Genomic DNA, 14866 nt, shown 5'->3' with positions numbered 1-14866 from the left:
AAATGAGTGTGCATGAAAGGGAAGGAGTGAGCAGCTTGAGTCTGCATATTGAACTGGAGCATAACCGCAAAACGCTGATCGTCAGGCTTAAGGGAGAGTTGGACCATCATACCGCGGATTCCGTAAAAACGCGTATGGAGGAAGCTCTGCTGAAGGGCAATACGAGCCATATCGTACTGAGCTTGAAGGACTTATCCTTCATGGACAGCTCGGGGCTCGGGGTCATTCTTGGCCGCTACAAGCAAGTTACGGCAAAGGGCGGCAAAATGGTAGTTTGTGACGTCAATCCGTCCGTATACCGTTTGTTTGAAATGTCCGGTTTATTTAAAATTTTGTCTATTCAGGATAACGAAAGACAAGCTCTTACCAGTTTGGAGGTCGTATCATGAGTGAACGAAATTTTATGACACTGCAGTTTGCTAGCCGCTCTGAGAATGAATCTTTCGCCCGCGTTACCGTCGCTTCCTTCGTTTCGCAGCTTGACCCGACATTGGATGAGCTGACGGATCTGAAGACTGTCGTTTCCGAAGCGGTAACGAATGCCATTATTCATGGCTACAACAATCGGCCGGACGGGATCGTCACGATTCATGCCGAGATGGAGGATGACACCGTCTACTTGACCATTGAGGATCAAGGGGCAGGAATCGAGGATTTGGAATTGGCCAAACAGCCGTTGTTTACCTCCAAACCTGAGCTGGAACGCTCGGGAATGGGCTTTACGATTATGGAAAATTTCATGGATGAGATCGAAGTGACTACCGAAGTCGGGATCGGAACAAAAATTAAAATGAAAAAGCGAATTTTATCAAAAAAAGCTTTGTTCAATTAGGGGTCTGATCTTATGGATGTCGATTTGAAACATGCCTCCCACAGCTATTTGGATGATGCCGAAGTCAAAAGGTTAATTGCTTTGAGTCAATCCGGAGATGCGCTTGCCAGAGAAACGCTGGTAAACTGCAATATCCGTCTGGTTTGGTCCGTTGTGCAGCGCTTTTTGAACCGAGGATATGAAGCCGAGGATCTGTTTCAAATTGGCTGTATCGGATTGTTAAAATCGGTAGACAAGTTCGATTTATCCTATGATGTAAAGTTCTCAACCTATGCGGTTCCTATGATCATCGGCGAAATTCAGCGTTTTCTCCGTGATGACGGCACGCTGAAGGTTAGCCGGTCCTTGAAGGAGCTGGCGAATAAAATAAGAAAAACCAAGGATGAGCTGTCCAAACGAAATGGGCGTTTGCCTACCATTACCGAGGTAGCGAGTGAGCTGCAGATTTCTCCTGAGGATGTCGTCTTCGCGCAAGAAGCGAATAAACCGTTGTCTTCCATTCACGAGACCGTGTTCGAAAATGATGGAGATCCGATTACGTTAATGGATCAAATTGCGGATGATGGTCAAGACAAATGGTTTGAGAAGCTGGCATTGAACGAAGCGATAGGCAGTTTATCGGAGCGGGAACGGCTTATCGTCTACCTGCGGTATTTCAGGGATCAGACGCAGTCCGAGGTCGCAAGCCGGCTCGGAATTTCGCAGGTACAGGTTTCAAGGCTTGAGAAAAAAATATTGCAGTCCATTAAAGACCAAATAGCCCAATAGGCTGTTTGGTCTTTTTTACGTGCCGGGATCGAGATCCATCCAATAGAAAAAACCGGAGCGCTCGCGTTACTTGAACACAGGTCTCCGGCTGCAACGGTGATTTATTTTAAACATGCTCCGCACAATAGGCCGGACTTCGAACTAAAGGTACTTGGGGGAACCCCAAAATGTATGACCCTCTACGACGCTCTGGATTCATCCAGGAATAAATATTTCAGGCAATATAATCCGGATAAGCCTACCAGCGTATATACAATGCGGCTGATGCCGGAGGACGTGCGATGAATATCTCCCCCGAAGATAGCGGAAACCAGATCCCATTGGAACAGACCGACAAGCAGCCAGTTTAAGGCACCGATAATTACGAGCGTTAAAGCGATTTTACCCATTTCTACGCACCCTTTCTTGGGATTAAGAGTTATGTCATATTGTTACTTTTTCATAAATGACAAAAGTTTATGCAGAAGGGGAAGTGAATTATTGGCAAGCCGGCAAATGACTATGAGAGATGATTGTTATTCATACTATGGGATAAATGCACAAGGGAGTGAATGGAATGAGTGCTGCCTCCAATCCAACCTTATATATCCGATTGCGCAAACGGGTTTGCGTGCGCCGGGGTGAGGAGATCTACCTTGGCAGGATAGCACAATTGTTGGTCGATAGCGATTATGAAGAGCCTTTGAATCATCTGCTGATTCATCAGCCTAAGGAGAACGAGGGCAACAAAATATTAATCGATATGATGCTGATCGTGGAGAAGGTGAGGAAGCTGTATCCATTTTTTCAAATTGAGCATTTTGGAGAACCCCATTGCTTGATCGATATTCATGAATCCCGCAAGCCGCCGAACATAGTCCAGATTATTGTGGTCTGGCTTCTTTTATTTGTGGGGTCCGGGCTTGCCATCATGAACTTTCACGCCGATGTCAGCATGGCCGAGGTTCACCGGCGAATCTATCAGCTGCTGACGGGCAAATGGGAGCAGCATCCGCTGATATTGCAAATACCTTATTCCATCGGGATCGGAATCGGAATGATCGTCTTTTTTAATCACCTTTTTAAAAAGAAATTCAACGAGGAGCCGAGTCCTCTGGAAGTCGAAATGTTCCTGTATGAGGAAAATGTGAACACGTACGTCGTGGCGGAGGAATACGCCAAAATCCATGAAGCGAGGGAGCGGAAATGAACGGGTGGTGGACGACACCGCTTCAGATGTTCATCGGGTTGGCGGGTGGTATCGCGGTAGGCAGCGGGATGGTGGCTTTTCTCGTCGTGCTCGACGTAATTCCACGACTGGCGCAAATCACAAGGACGTATCATCTTATCCGATGGTATGAGGCCTCCGTAATTACGGGCTCCCTCTTTTTCACGTTATCCGATTTCTTTAACTGGTCCTATTCCTTTCTTCCGATGGCTGCAGGGCTGTTCGGATTATTCGCCGGCGGCTTTGTAGGCATGCTGGCAGGCGCGCTTACGGAAGTAGTCAACGTGATTCCTATTTTGGCAAAACGCATTGGAATGAGCTCGTATATGATATGGCTTCTTATGGCTATGATTTTCGGGAAAGTACTGGGTTCCTTGCTGGATTGGCTTAATTTTTTGGGATAAGAGAAAGGGAGCTGAAGGATATGAAAAAAATACCGATTAAGCCTAAACAATTATCCGGCCGCGAAGAAGCCGGTGAAGAGGCGAAGCTTGAAATTGACCATGAAGGCAACATTATTTCATCTCACGACTGGCTGCCGCCGGAGTTCCATCACGAGGCGATGGAAGACGAAGCGGAGAAGACGGAGACGGAGCATCGAGGTCCATCAAAAGCCGGCGGCTCATCCAAGGAGGACCATATCCCAAGCGATTTTGGACGGCTGAAGAAGCTGCTGGAAAAAGAGGTCGGCCTGAATCAAAGCTTTGATATCGTCTTCCGGGAAATGGTATTCGGAGGGCATAAAACCGGGATATTCTACTACAACGGATTTGCAAAGGATACGGTTCTGACCATGATATTGGACCGGATGTCGGCTGCGGAAATTCACAGCCGCACTTTGGAAGGCGACATCACGAAGTCCCCCGTCTCACATCAGGTCACCGGCGGTAAAGGGCAGGATGCCGTACAGCTGTTCATGGATGCCATCATTCCCCACATCCAGGTTAAGGAAACGGACAAGCTGAGCGAAGTGATCGATAACGTATCCATGGGAGCGAGCGGCTTTTTCTTCGAGGGGTCGAACACAGCGATTATAGTGGATGCGAAATCATTCCCTGTCCGGACTACGGAGGAGCCGGACTTGGAGAGGGTCGTGCGCGGAGCCAGAGACGGCTTTGTCGAGACGCTGCTGACGAACGTTACCCTGGTGCGCCGCCGCATCCGGGACCCTAAGCTGAAGCTGGAGATGCTGCGCGCAGGGAGAAGAACGCACACGGATATTTGCCTCGCTTATATTGATGACATCTGTGATCCCGCGCTGGTCGAATCCATCCGTGATAAAATTCAAAAGGTGGAGGTTGACGGACTTCCCCTTGCCGAAAAGCAGCTTGAGGAAGCGATTGTAGGCAAGAGCTGGAATCCTTATCCGATGGTCCGCTACTCCGAAAGACCTGATATTGTGTCTGTTCATCTGCTGGAGGGTCATGTCGCTGTGTTTGTAGACACGTCCCCGAGCGTCATTATTTTGCCAACCACCTTCTTCCACCATGTTCAGCATGCGGAAGAATACAGACAGACGCCGACCGTAGGGACCTATCTGCGCTGGGTCCGATTTATCGGGATCGCTGCATCGATCTTCCTGCTGCCGCTCTGGTTCCTGCTTGTTACTTCACCGGAGCTGAAGCCGGCAGGCCTGGAGTTTCTCGGTCCGCAAAAAACGGCCAGACTGCCGTTATTGGCCCAGTTTCTCATAGCCGAGCTAGGCATTGATCTGATGCGAATGGCGGCCGTACATACGCCGTCCCCGCTGGCTACGGCGATGGGGCTTGTTGCCGCCATACTGGTAGGCGATGTAGCGGTGAAAAGCGGGCTGTTCGTGAACGAGGTCATCTTGTACCTGGCCATAGCGGCGGTAGGAACCTTTGCGACGCCGAGCTATGAGTTAAGCCTTGCGAACCGTTTAAGCCGATTGGGGCTGCTCGTATTGGCAGCCGTATTTAAAGTGCCCGGTGTCGTCATCGGGTTTACGGCAATGCTGGTCTACTTGACGACGCGGAGATCCTACAACGCTCCGTACATGTGGCCGTTCATACCGTTCAATTTCAAAGCGCTGAACGAGATTATTGTCCGTCGTCCGTTCATGGCGCGGAAGAACCGGATGAGCTTAACCCAGACGACAGATAATACCCGGCAGCCGAAATCTTAACGGTGTTATCGACTTCGAACCGCACAAAAAGACAATTACAAGTTTCTCTTATTGTCAGCCTGCATTCGATTATGGTAAGTTAGAAGTAATGTTCAGGGGGAAGAGGGAAACCGATAATGTACTTACATGGAACCAGTAAAATTAATGATAAAGGTCACCTCCAGATCGGCGGTTGCGATACAACCGATCTCGTAGCAAAATTCGGAACACCGCTGTATGTGATGGACGAAGCGCTGATTCGCCAAAGATGCCGCGAGTATGTCGAAGCATTCCGCGCGTCCGGCCTGAAATTTCAGGTGGCTTACGCGAGCAAGGCGTTCTGCGTGATGGCGATGTGCCGCATTGCGGAAGAGGAAGGAATGTCGCTGGACGTCGTATCCGACGGTGAGCTGTATACAGCGCTGCAGGCCGGCTTCCCGGCCGAACGCATTCATTTCCACGGCAACAATAAATCTCCGCATGAAATCGAAATGGCGATTGATGCCAAGATCGGCTGCTTTGTCGTTGACAATATGGTCGAACTACATTTGCTCAATGCCATTGCGGGTGAGAAGCGTCAAAAGGTAAACATCCTGTTCCGTCTTACTCCGGGTGTTGAAGCACATACCCACGAGTACATTTCGACGGGACAAATCGATTCCAAGTTCGGCCTGGATTTGGATAACGGCTCGGCGTACCGCGCGGTTCAAGAAGCGGTTCAGCTTCCGAATATCGAGCTGTTAGGTGTTCATTCCCACATCGGCTCGCAAATCTTCGAGGTCGAAGGCTTCCAGCTGGCCGTGGACAAGGTGATCGCTTTTGCCGCCAAGGTAAGGGATGAGCTGGACGTTGTGTTCAGCGTTGTCAACTTGGGCGGAGGCTTCGGCATCCGTTATGTTGAAGGGGACACTCCTTTGCCGGTCAGCAAATACGTTGAAGCCATTACAAGCTCGATCAAAACCAACTTCAGCAAATACAATTATCCGACGCCGGAAATTTGGGTCGAGCCGGGCCGCAGCATTGTCGGCGAAGCGGGAACGACACTTTATACGGTGGGTACTTATAAAGATATCCCTGGAGTCCGCAAGTATGTTGCTGTGGACGGCGGCATGACGGATAATCCTCGCCAAGCGTTGTATGAATCGCGTTACGAGGCGATGCTGGCGAACCGGGCAACCGAGCCGGAGGATGAGCTGGTATCTATCGCCGGTAAATGCTGCGAAAGCGGCGATATGCTCATCTGGGATATTCAATTGCCTAAGGTGAACAGCGGAGATGTTCTGGCCGTATCCTGCACAGGGGCATACAATTATGCCATGGCCAGCAATTATAACCGTATTCGCAGACCCGCTGTCGTGTTTGTGAAAGACGGCCAAGCGGACGTCGTAGTTCAACGCGAATCCTACGACAACATCGTTGGCAACGATATGATTCCTGAGCGTATGAAGCAAGTGACCAAAATGGTATAGTTTTCAAGCCGGCTGGCTCTCGAAAGTTACGGAGAGCCGTTTTTTTTGGCATTCTTTCGGGGCCACACGCAAAGTTCCTGAATCTGCTCTGATGCCAGTCCCCCGCTTTGCGGGTTTCTTTGGCATTTGAACAAAAAGTGATTTGTGAACGAGGCTTGGTTATAGTACAATAGGACACATTGAAGAATAAAGGAGTGTACATAGAATGGCAAAACAAGCTCATATTACTATGGCAAACGGTAACCAAATCGTTATCGATTTGTTTGACAAAGATGCGCCTAATACGGTCGCTAACTTTGAAAAATTGGCGAACGAAGGATTTTACAACGGTTTGGTGTTCCACCGCGTTATTCCTGGCTTCGTAGCGCAAGGCGGATGCCCTCATGGCACCGGCACAGGCGGCCCTGGGTACAAAATCAACTGCGAAATCAACCCTAACAAGCATGAACGCGGTACGCTCGCTATGGCGCATGCCGGACGCAATACCGGCGGCAGCCAGTTCTATATTTGCTACCAGCCGCAGCCGCATCTGGACGGACAGCATACCGTATTCGGAAAAGTGGTTTCCGGTATGGAGCATGTTGACGAATTCCAGGGAAGAGACCGTATGGAATCCGTAAAGGTAGTCGAAGTATAATCCCTTGACAGGAAATGAAGGCCGAAAGCTCTCTTTTACAGGGCTTTCGGTCTTTTTTCGTACATTTTTCGTGCACTCCAGCCCAATTTCTTTTCATTCCCAGTTCATTTTCAGCTTTTTTTCATGGTATTGTTTAATAGACAACTCAGATTACTAGAATGAAAGTAGGTTATCACGTGGATAGCAATCAAGGCTTATCCCTGCAACAAACCCGCACTTCGACAGGGAAGAATGCCCGCAAGAAGCGAAGGAACCGCAAAATCGCTTATACGCTGATGGTGTTGATATTCTTAGCTCTTGCGGCGCTGATATGGTTCTACGGGACGGCTTCCGGCTCTACGCTCCGCTACATGATGGCCGATACGCTGATAACGACGCAGCATAGGCATTGGGCCAAGTATTTGATCGGCGAAGACGAGCTGAACCGGAGGGTTGCGGACTACGAGAAGAAATTCGACGAGATGGCACAGATCAAGGACCAGCACAATATTGATCTGGAGAATAAAGCGAACAAGAATGTGGAAGTAGAAGATATAGAGGGGAAAAATTATAAAGGGCATATTTTATATGTTCATGACCCCAAGATGATCCGCGTAGTCACGACAAGCATAGTAGGACAAGGCGAGCAAATATTGAACATGGTTCAGCGGACGAAGGCGATAGCCGGCGTGAACGGCGGGGCCTTTGACGACCCGAACTGGGACGGCAACGGCTTCAAGCCTGCGGGAATTGTTATGTCCGGAGGGAAGCTCCTGTACAGCGATGTGGGCATGGAGGACCCTGTCAATGTCGTAGGGATTGACAAGAACGGTCTCATGGTGGCAGGACGCTATAAACCATCCGAGCTGCTCAGCATGGGGGTAAGGGATGCGGTGACCTTCCAGCCCAAATTTATCGTCAACGGAAAAGGGCTGATTAAGAATCAGGCAGACGGCTGGGGAATCGCCCCAAGAAGCTGTATGGCCCAGAAGCAGGACGGAACCATTATGTTCGTCGTTATTGACGGTCGCCAGCCGGGCTACTCCATCGGCGCAACGCTATATGACGTCCAGAACATTTTGCTCGACAGAGGAGCGGTAACGGCGGCTAACCTCGACGGAGGCTCATCCTCTGTGCTCGTTAAAGACAATCAGGTCGTCAATAAGCCTTCCAGCAGCTACGGAATGAGATATTTGCCAACGGCCTTCCTGGTATTCAGCAAACCGGATCAGGTTGCAGTCAAAAATATCTGGGAAAACATCGATATGGATCACTTTAACTCATCCTATAAGCCGTTTAATCCCTAATTCCGATGGGAATACCCATGCTCTCATCGAGTAATGTCTTGCAATTTTTGTTTCAGGGTGTTATGATTTCTGACAAACGTCGGTTATCATCGGCGCTTGAAGATTCATAAGAATTTCCTTCGGGGCGGGGTGCAATTCCCCACCGGCGGTGATGTATTGCAGCTGACTGCAATACTTAGTCCGTGACCCGCGCAGTGGCTTCATGCCGCCGCTCGGCTGACTCGGTGCAACTCCGAGACCGACAGTATAGTCTGGATGGGAGAAGGAAAAATGCAAACGGCGAACTATCGTCGCGGCAGTTAATGAAACAGGGGAAAGTCATTTTCACAACTTAGGAAATGCTTCTTTCCGCATGGCAGATTTAAGAAAAATCTGTCGGTTCGTTAACTTTATTTAGCTGTGTCGCAGATAGCTTTAGTTGTGCGTTTTTTACGTATGCCTATCAAAGTCAGGCCCCTTTTCTCGTGGAGGAAAGAGGGCCTTTTCTGTATGTCCGCAAAGGAAATAGCATGCCAGAGACAATGAAAGGAGATGCAGCGGTGGAGCTGATCAACGACGAGTTCTACATGAAGCTGGCTATCCAGCTTGCCGAAGGGGCTTCAGGCCAAACGGGAATCAATCCCGCAGTAGGCTGCGTACTGGTTAAGGACGGACGCATCATCGGAATGGGATCGCACCTAAAGCACGGAACTCCCCATGCCGAAATTCATGCTCTGCAAATGGCCGGCTCTGAGGCGGAGGGGGCAACGGCCTATGTGACGCTTGAACCATGCAGCCATTACGGCAAGACTCCTCCCTGCAGCGATCGGCTCATCAAGGAGAAGGTGAAGCGTGTCGTCGTTGGATGCACCGATCCGAACCCGCTTGTCGCAGGAAGCGGCGTAGAACGGCTGAGACGGCACGGGATTGATGTTACGGTAGGCTTGCTGCAAGAACGCGCCCTGTCGTTAAACGAAGCGTTCAACAAGTATATCGTGACGAAGATGCCGTTCGTTACGTTGAAGACGGCAAGCACGCTGGACGGCAAGATTGCATCACGGACAGGGGACAGCAAGTGGATAACGAGCCCCGAATCGAGGTCGTTCGTCCATACGCTGAGACATCGCAATCAAGCCATCATGGTGGGTGTTGGAACGGTGTTGAACGATGATCCTTTGCTGACGACCCGACTGGATGTTCCTGCGCTGAACCCCACTCGTATAATCGTCGATTCGAAGCTCAAGATTTCCCTGGATGCCCATGTCGTCAAGGATCGGTCTGCCGAGACGCTGGTCTTGACAACGAGAGATGCCGATACAGCCAAGCGAAGGGCACTGGAAGCGGCCGGGGTGACGGTTCTTGAATGCGGAGAAGGCCCTAAGGTTGATTTGCCAAAAGCGATGGAGCTGTTGGGCGAGAGAGAAATTGCATCGATCCTGCTCGAAGGCGGGGGACAGCTGAACGGCTCCATGCTGGAGGAGCACTTGATTGATAAGGTGCTGCTGTTCTATGCCCCCAAAATTATAGGCGGAGGTGCCGACGCGCCGTCCAATTTTGACTTTGCCGGCTTCGAGAAGATGGAGAACGCAATTCAGCTGGAACGTATTCAGGTTCAACAGTTTGGCGAGGATGTATGTATATCCGGCTATCCGAAATACGGATGAGAGGTGAATGTGGCGGATGTTTACGGGCATCATTGAAGAAATAGGCTCCATGAGAAGAATAACCAGGCAAGGACAAGCAATGATTCTGACCATAGGTGCCAGGAAAATCCTGGAGGATGTGCATTTGGGCGACAGCATTGCTGTGAACGGCGTTTGTTTAACGGTCGTTCAGTATGACGAATCGTCGATTACGGTGGATGTCATGCCTGAGACCTTCCGGCGTACGTCGCTCCACAAGCTGCATGTCGGGGATCCTGTCAATCTGGAAAGGGCGATGCTTGCGGGAGGGCGCTTTGGCGGCCATATCGTTCAGGGCCATGTGGATTCAACGGGTCTCATAACGAACAGATATCAGGAAGAGAACGCCGTTGTGTTTCAGATCGAGCCTTCGGAGCTTTCCATATTGAAGTATATGATTCCGCACGGCTCCATTACGATTGATGGCATCAGCCTGACACTAGTGCAGGTAACGGAGCAGAGCTTTACGGTGTCCATTATCCCTCACACGCTGGCTCAGACGATTCTTCAGCATAAGAAAGCTGGAGATGAAGTGAATCTTGAAGCGGATGTTCTGGGCAAATATATGGAAAAGCTGATGAATCACCGGATGCCGGGGAGCGGTGAAACGGCTCGCAAAAAGGGAACGCTGACGGAAGCGTTTCTGGCGGAGAACGGTTTTATCTAAACGATCAAGAAAGGCGGGAGTGAGCATGGATACATCGTTTCAATTCCATACGATTGAAGAAGCCATATCGGATTTGATGCTTGGAAAAATCATTATCGTTGTCGATGATGAAGATAGAGAGAACGAGGGAGATTTTATCGCTCTGGCCGAAAAAGCGACCCCGGAGATCATCAATTTCATGATCAAGGAAGGCCGAGGTCTCGTATGCGCCCCTATTACCGAGGAACGGGCCCGGGAGCTGGAGCTGCCCCCGATGGTAACGAGAAATACGGAATACCATGGCACGGCCTTTACGGTTTCGGTAGACCACGTCGATACGACGACAGGCATTTCCGCATCGGAGCGCTCTATGACGGTGAAGTCGCTGATCGATCCTGACACGAACCCTCAGAGCTTCCGTCGTCCGGGGCATATATTCCCTCTTATTGCCAAAAAGGGCGGAGTGCTTCGCCGGGCGGGACATACGGAGGCAGCCGTTGATCTGGCTCGTCTGTGCGGTTCCTACCCTGCCGCTGTCATTTGCGAAATCATTAAAGAGGATGGGGAAATGGCCCGCGTTCCCGAGCTGATGGAATTCAGCCGCAAGCATGATATGAAAATCATCACCATTCAGGATTTGATTCAATACCGCAACCACAAGGAGAAGCTGGTCAAACGGGAGGTGGCGGCCAAGCTTCCGACAGATTACGGCTTGTTCACGGCTATAGCGTACTCCAATGCTGTGGACCAAAAAGAGCATGTAGCCTTGGTCAAAGGCGAGATTGACAGCTCCGTGCCTACGCTGGTCCGCGTTCACTCGGAATGCTTGACCGGAGACGTATTCCATTCGCATCGGTGCGACTGCGGTCCACAGCTGGATGCGGCGCTGAAGCAAATTGACGAAGCGGGGTCGGGCGTGCTGCTGTATATGAGGCAGGAAGGCCGCGGCATCGGTCTGATCAATAAGCTTAAAGCGTACGTCCTTCAGGAACAGGGTCTGGACACGGTCGATGCGAATTTGCAGCTGGGCTTTCCGGCGGATCTGAGGGACTATGGAATCGGCGCTCAAATATTGAAGGATTTGGGCATCTCACAAATACGGCTGCTGACGAACAATCCACGCAAGATCAAAGGTCTTGAAGGATACGGCTTAACGGTTGTGGAACGCGTCCCGATCCAAATGAAAGAAAATGAGTCCAATACGAACTATTTGCACACGAAGCAGGAGAAGCTAGGTCACATGCTGCGGTTCTGACCTTTGTCGAAACCTACACATTTTTTTATAAAATAACGACTACAGCGGAAGGATGTTGTAAAAACATGGCGAAAATATACGAAGGACATTTAATTTCTAAAGGATTAAAATACGGTATTGTTGTTGGACGGTTTAATGAATTTATTACAAGCAAGCTGCTTGGCGGTGCGCTGGATGCCTTGAAGCGTCACGGTGCAGCGGATGAAGAAGTTGAAATTGCGTGGGTACCGGGGGCCTTCGAAATCGCGTTGATCGCTCAAAAAATGGCCGAAAGCGGCAAATATGACGCCGTAATTACCCTGGGAGCAGTAATCCGCGGCTCCACTCCTCACTTTGACTATGTGTGCAATGAAGTCGCTAAAGGAGTTGCGGCGATCAGCCTTAAAACAGGTGTTCCGACCATCTTTGGCGTATTGACTACGGATTCCATTGAGCAGGCTGTGGAGCGTGCGGGAACCAAAGCCGGCAATAAGGGATGGGAAGCGGCTACCACCGCTATTGAGATGGCGAATTTGACCAAACAGCTTTCCTGAACTACAATGATGTATTAGGGCGATTTGCAGACGATGTCATATTTGCGCGAAATTTATCGCCCGAGATACTAGCGAAGTCGATTTTTCTGACGAAAAATCTTAGCGTATGCTTACGAAGCTGATTTTTCTAAAGAAAAATCTTAGGGGGAAATTCTACTTGGAAAAGGTTACATACAAGCTGGATACGTTTGAAGGCCCCCTCGATTTATTGTTGCATTTAATAGATAAATCAGAAATAGATATCTACAACATCCCGATCAAAGAGATTACGGATCAATACATGGAATACTTGGATGCTATGCAGGAGCTGGAGCTGGAAGTCACCAGCGAGTTTCTGGTGATGGCCGCGACGCTCTTGTCCATTAAGAGTCAGATGCTCCTGCCTAAGCCTCCCGTTATTGAGATGGAATATGATGACTATATGATGGACGAGGATTATGACCCGCGTGCCGAGCTCGTTGCCAAGCTGATTGAATATCGCAAATACAAGGCGATTGCCGATCATTTGAGGGACAAGGAGCTGGAGCGGAGCTTGATTTATACCAGGGAACCCGAGGACTTGACGCCTTATGTTCCCGCCATCGTTGAAAATCCGGTCAAAGGCCTGCACATAGCAGATTTGGTACGTGCGTTCCAAAGGGCGATGAACCGGATGTCCAGCCGCAATATGGTTGCCAAAATCCGCAAGGATGAGATTTCTGTTAAGGACCGGATGAGAGAAGTAGTGGAGTATCTGGAGAAGGCCGGGGGCAAGGTGTTGTTTTCCAGGTTGGTGGACAACAACATGATGACCAGGGAAGGGATCGTAACGACCTTTTTGGCGCTGCTGGAGCTGATGAAGGTGAAGGTTGTCATCTGCTATCAGCATAAATTATTTGAGGATATTGTGATTCAGGCAAGAGAGGAAGGAATAGCACATGGATTTTCAACAGATGAAATCAGTTATTGAAGGCTTGCTGTTTGTGGCGGGGGACGAGGGTCTGGATGCCAAGCAGCTGGCTGAAGTATTAGAGCAAAACGCTGATTTCATCAAAGAACTTGTGCTGGATCTTCAAGCGGACTTCAAGAGAAGCGGCCGCGGCTTGCAAATTGTTGAGTTGGCAGGAGCTTACCAGCTGACGACGCTTCCGGACCATGCTCCTTATTTAGAGCGTTTGGCGTATTCTCCGTCCCGTTCCTCCTTATCTCAAGCGGCTTTGGAGACCCTGGCCATCGTTGCTTATAAGCAGCCGATCACAAGAGTGGAGATTGAGGAAATCCGCGGCGTCAAGGCGGATCGTGCCCTCCAGACATTGGTGGCTAAGGATTTGATTCAAGAGGTTGACCGCGCAGATGCGCCGGGCCGTCCTATTTTATACGGTACAACCAAAGCGTTCCTGGATTACTTTGCTCTCAGTTCGATTGATGAGCTGCCGGAAACTTCATTATTTCAAAATGATGATAATTTGGAAGAAGAGACAAGATTGCTTTTCGACAAGCTGGATGAAAAGCAAATGACCTTCGAGGATGTATCCCAATCCGAATAATAAAGCCTGTATATAGCTGCGCATGTTTTACCATCACAGGGCTATACTAACTCCTGAATGAACAGAAGCTGTGCTTCTTGAGCATAAGGAGTTATTTGCGCTTTGCGAAAATACACCTATCCTTGCTTGCGAAGGATTATGGATTTTGGCAGGGCGATGCATGCGGGAGGTAGAACATGATTTGGCCTTGGATTGTAGGAATAGTGTTTGTCCTTATCCTTCTTTTTGCTTGCAGCAGTATGCAGTGCAGATTCACGGTGGTGAGACAGCGGCAGGACGATGAAATCGTGCTGGATTTGCATACACTGTACGGTTTGGTGAAACGTAGATTCGCTATTCCTGTTATCAAATTTTTGAATGTTCAAGAGGGAGTCCATTTTAAGGCGGAACAAGTAAATAAAACCAATAATGAGCTGACGAACGATAACAAGAGCCATATCACCAAACGGACCATTCAAGAGGCGTTCGCGAATTATCAGGTGCTGCTGGCCCACTGTTTCCAATTTAACAGATGGTTCCGAGAGACACTGCGGCATGTACGCTGTACCGAGTTATTTTGGAAAACGAACGTGGGCATTGGAGATGCGGCAGAAACGGCTATGACGACAGGAATGGTGTGGGGACTCAAGGCTTCCCTTTTAGGTTACATATTCCGGTATATTCAGCTGGAGACGAAACCGGTTATTCAAGTGGTCCCTCAATACAATATAACTACTTTTTCCTCGGAAGTTCAGGTTTTGCTCAAAATTCGCGTATACGAAATCATGTATGCCAGTCTTCGACTGCTGCTGCGCATCATGAAGATTAAAGGCGGTTTACGTATGTGGCGTAAGGTCCTGTTCAAAGCGTCATAAAGCGAAACGACTTCTTGATGCTTGTTAAATAAATTTACCATTACATAGGTACCTCTTCTTCTGGAGA

Annotated in this window: 17 protein-coding genes and 1 riboswitch; of the genes, 16 read left to right on the top strand and 1 reads right to left on the bottom strand. The window is 49.5% G+C overall.

What is annotated here, in order from left to right; genetic code table 11:
- Nucleotides 1-35: 35 nt before the first annotated feature.
- The 3 genes from spoIIAA to sigF are packed head-to-tail and all read left to right on the top strand — an operon-like array spanning nucleotide 36 to nucleotide 1600.
- Nucleotides 36-389, top strand: a complete 354-nt coding sequence (gene spoIIAA, locus GGC63_RS26760) for an anti-sigma F factor antagonist (protein ID WP_079911049.1) — start codon at nucleotides 36-38, stop codon at nucleotides 387-389.
- Nucleotides 386-832: an anti-sigma F factor gene (gene spoIIAB, locus GGC63_RS26755; protein WP_192704907.1), complete on the top strand. Its 447-nt coding sequence runs from the start codon at nucleotides 386-388 to the stop codon at nucleotides 830-832. The genes spoIIAA and spoIIAB overlap by 4 nt, the downstream gene beginning before the upstream one ends.
- A 12-nt stretch (nucleotides 833-844) precedes the next feature.
- The gene (sigF, locus tag GGC63_RS26750; RefSeq protein ID WP_079910747.1) at nucleotides 845-1600 is read left to right on the top strand and encodes an RNA polymerase sporulation sigma factor SigF; all 756 of its coding nucleotides are present in this window, start codon (nucleotides 845-847) and stop codon (nucleotides 1598-1600) included.
- Between the two features lie 179 nt (nucleotides 1601-1779).
- Here sigF and GGC63_RS26745 read toward each other — a convergent pair whose 3' ends face one another.
- Entirely contained in the window at nucleotides 1780-1989 is a 210-nt protein-coding gene (locus GGC63_RS26745) for a DUF378 domain-containing protein (protein WP_079910746.1), read from the bottom strand.
- A 167-nt stretch (nucleotides 1990-2156) separates the two neighbouring features.
- Here GGC63_RS26745 and GGC63_RS26740 point away from each other — a divergent pair, with 167 nt between their 5' ends.
- The 13 genes from GGC63_RS26740 to GGC63_RS26680 all read left to right on the top strand — a co-directional run bounded on the left by GGC63_RS26740 (nucleotide 2157) and on the right by GGC63_RS26680 (nucleotide 14799).
- Nucleotides 2157-2789 carry a stage V sporulation protein AA gene (locus GGC63_RS26740; RefSeq protein WP_192704906.1) on the top strand — a complete coding sequence of 211 codons (633 nt, stop codon included), beginning with the start codon at nucleotides 2157-2159 and terminating at the stop codon, nucleotides 2787-2789.
- A complete protein-coding gene (locus GGC63_RS26735) occupies nucleotides 2786-3211 on the top strand; it encodes a stage V sporulation protein AB (RefSeq protein ID WP_079910744.1) in 426 nt (141 codons plus the stop codon). Before GGC63_RS26740 ends, GGC63_RS26735 begins: the two co-directional genes overlap by 4 nt.
- A 20-nt stretch (nucleotides 3212-3231) precedes the next feature.
- A complete protein-coding gene (locus tag GGC63_RS26730; RefSeq protein ID WP_192704905.1) occupies nucleotides 3232-4953 on the top strand; it encodes a spore germination protein in 1722 nt (573 codons plus the stop codon).
- A gap of 116 nt (nucleotides 4954-5069) precedes the next feature.
- Nucleotides 5070-6401, top strand: coding sequence for a diaminopimelate decarboxylase (lysA, locus tag GGC63_RS26725; protein WP_192704904.1), 1332 nt, complete (start codon nucleotides 5070-5072; stop codon nucleotides 6399-6401).
- 205 nt (nucleotides 6402-6606) lie between these two features.
- Entirely contained in the window at nucleotides 6607-7038 is a 432-nt protein-coding gene (locus GGC63_RS26720) for a peptidylprolyl isomerase (RefSeq protein WP_079910741.1), read from the top strand.
- 176 nt (nucleotides 7039-7214) lie between these two features.
- Nucleotides 7215-8324 carry a phosphodiester glycosidase family protein gene (locus GGC63_RS26715; RefSeq protein WP_412973898.1) on the top strand — a complete coding sequence of 370 codons (1110 nt, stop codon included), beginning with the start codon at nucleotides 7215-7217 and terminating at the stop codon, nucleotides 8322-8324.
- Nucleotides 8325-8435: 111 nt separating this feature from the next.
- Nucleotides 8436-8595: riboswitch (FMN riboswitch) on the top strand.
- Nucleotides 8596-8833: 238 nt separating this feature from the next.
- Nucleotides 8834-9967 (top strand): bifunctional diaminohydroxyphosphoribosylaminopyrimidine deaminase/5-amino-6-(5-phosphoribosylamino)uracil reductase RibD, encoded by a 1134-nt coding sequence (ribD, locus tag GGC63_RS26710; protein ID WP_225948521.1) that lies wholly within the window; start codon nucleotides 8834-8836, stop codon nucleotides 9965-9967.
- Between the two features lie 16 nt (nucleotides 9968-9983).
- Nucleotides 9984-10652, top strand: a complete 669-nt coding sequence (gene ribE / locus GGC63_RS26705) for a riboflavin synthase (RefSeq protein ID WP_192704902.1) — start codon at nucleotides 9984-9986, stop codon at nucleotides 10650-10652.
- A 25-nt stretch (nucleotides 10653-10677) separates the two neighbouring features.
- On the top strand, nucleotides 10678-11886 hold the full coding sequence (locus GGC63_RS26700) for a bifunctional 3,4-dihydroxy-2-butanone-4-phosphate synthase/GTP cyclohydrolase II (RefSeq protein ID WP_079910737.1): 1209 nt from the start codon (nucleotides 10678-10680) through the stop codon (nucleotides 11884-11886).
- 65 nt (nucleotides 11887-11951) lie between these two features.
- Complete coding sequence (ribE, locus tag GGC63_RS26695) at nucleotides 11952-12419, top strand: 6,7-dimethyl-8-ribityllumazine synthase (RefSeq protein WP_079910736.1); 468 nt, start codon at nucleotides 11952-11954, stop codon at nucleotides 12417-12419.
- A 157-nt stretch (nucleotides 12420-12576) separates the two neighbouring features.
- Entirely contained in the window at nucleotides 12577-13368 is a 792-nt protein-coding gene (locus GGC63_RS26690) for a segregation and condensation protein A (protein WP_225948520.1), read from the top strand.
- Nucleotides 13337-13945 (top strand): SMC-Scp complex subunit ScpB, encoded by a 609-nt coding sequence (gene scpB / locus GGC63_RS26685; protein WP_192704900.1) that lies wholly within the window; start codon nucleotides 13337-13339, stop codon nucleotides 13943-13945. Before GGC63_RS26690 ends, scpB begins: the two co-directional genes overlap by 32 nt.
- Before the next feature lie 176 nt (nucleotides 13946-14121).
- The gene (locus GGC63_RS26680; protein ID WP_192704899.1) at nucleotides 14122-14799 is read left to right on the top strand and encodes a DUF2953 domain-containing protein; all 678 of its coding nucleotides are present in this window, start codon (nucleotides 14122-14124) and stop codon (nucleotides 14797-14799) included.
- Nucleotides 14800-14866 lie beyond the last annotated feature (67 nt).

The sequence above is a fragment of the Paenibacillus sp. OAS669 genome, from assembly GCF_014873645.1.
GTDB classification, from domain to species: domain Bacteria; phylum Bacillota; class Bacilli; order Paenibacillales; family NBRC-103111; genus Paenibacillus_S; species Paenibacillus_S vulneris.
Note: the sequence above shows the minus strand (reverse complement) of the source record. Positions and strands in the feature narration are given on the sequence as shown.

What these genes read in the sequence shown, in the direction of transcription:
- GGC63_RS26740 (WP_192704906.1), top strand. Translation starts at nt 2,157, where the DNA reads ATGAGTGCTGCCTCCAATCCAACCTTATATATCCGATTGCGCAAACGG.
- GGC63_RS26735 (WP_079910744.1), top strand. Translation starts at nt 2,786, where the DNA reads ATGAACGGGTGGTGGACGACACCGCTTCAGATGTTCATCGGGTTGGCG.
- ribE (WP_079910736.1), top strand. Translation starts at nt 11,952, where the DNA reads ATGGCGAAAATATACGAAGGACATTTAATTTCTAAAGGATTAAAATAC.
- GGC63_RS26745 (WP_079910746.1), bottom strand. Translation starts at nt 1,989, where the DNA reads ATGGGTAAAATCGCTTTAACGCTCGTAATTATCGGTGCCTTAAACTGG.
- GGC63_RS26700 (WP_079910737.1), top strand. Translation starts at nt 10,678, where the DNA reads ATGGATACATCGTTTCAATTCCATACGATTGAAGAAGCCATATCGGAT.
- ribE (WP_192704902.1), top strand. Translation starts at nt 9,984, where the DNA reads ATGTTTACGGGCATCATTGAAGAAATAGGCTCCATGAGAAGAATAACC.
- GGC63_RS26730 (WP_192704905.1), top strand. Translation starts at nt 3,232, where the DNA reads ATGAAAAAAATACCGATTAAGCCTAAACAATTATCCGGCCGCGAAGAA.
- sigF (WP_079910747.1), top strand. Translation starts at nt 845, where the DNA reads ATGGATGTCGATTTGAAACATGCCTCCCACAGCTATTTGGATGATGCC.
- scpB (WP_192704900.1), top strand. Translation starts at nt 13,337, where the DNA reads ATGGATTTTCAACAGATGAAATCAGTTATTGAAGGCTTGCTGTTTGTG.
- lysA (WP_192704904.1), top strand. Translation starts at nt 5,070, where the DNA reads ATGTACTTACATGGAACCAGTAAAATTAATGATAAAGGTCACCTCCAG.
- GGC63_RS26680 (WP_192704899.1), top strand. Translation starts at nt 14,122, where the DNA reads ATGATTTGGCCTTGGATTGTAGGAATAGTGTTTGTCCTTATCCTTCTT.
- ribD (WP_225948521.1), top strand. Translation starts at nt 8,834, where the DNA reads ATGCCAGAGACAATGAAAGGAGATGCAGCGGTGGAGCTGATCAACGAC.
- GGC63_RS26720 (WP_079910741.1), top strand. Translation starts at nt 6,607, where the DNA reads ATGGCAAAACAAGCTCATATTACTATGGCAAACGGTAACCAAATCGTT.
- spoIIAB (WP_192704907.1), top strand. Translation starts at nt 386, where the DNA reads ATGAGTGAACGAAATTTTATGACACTGCAGTTTGCTAGCCGCTCTGAG.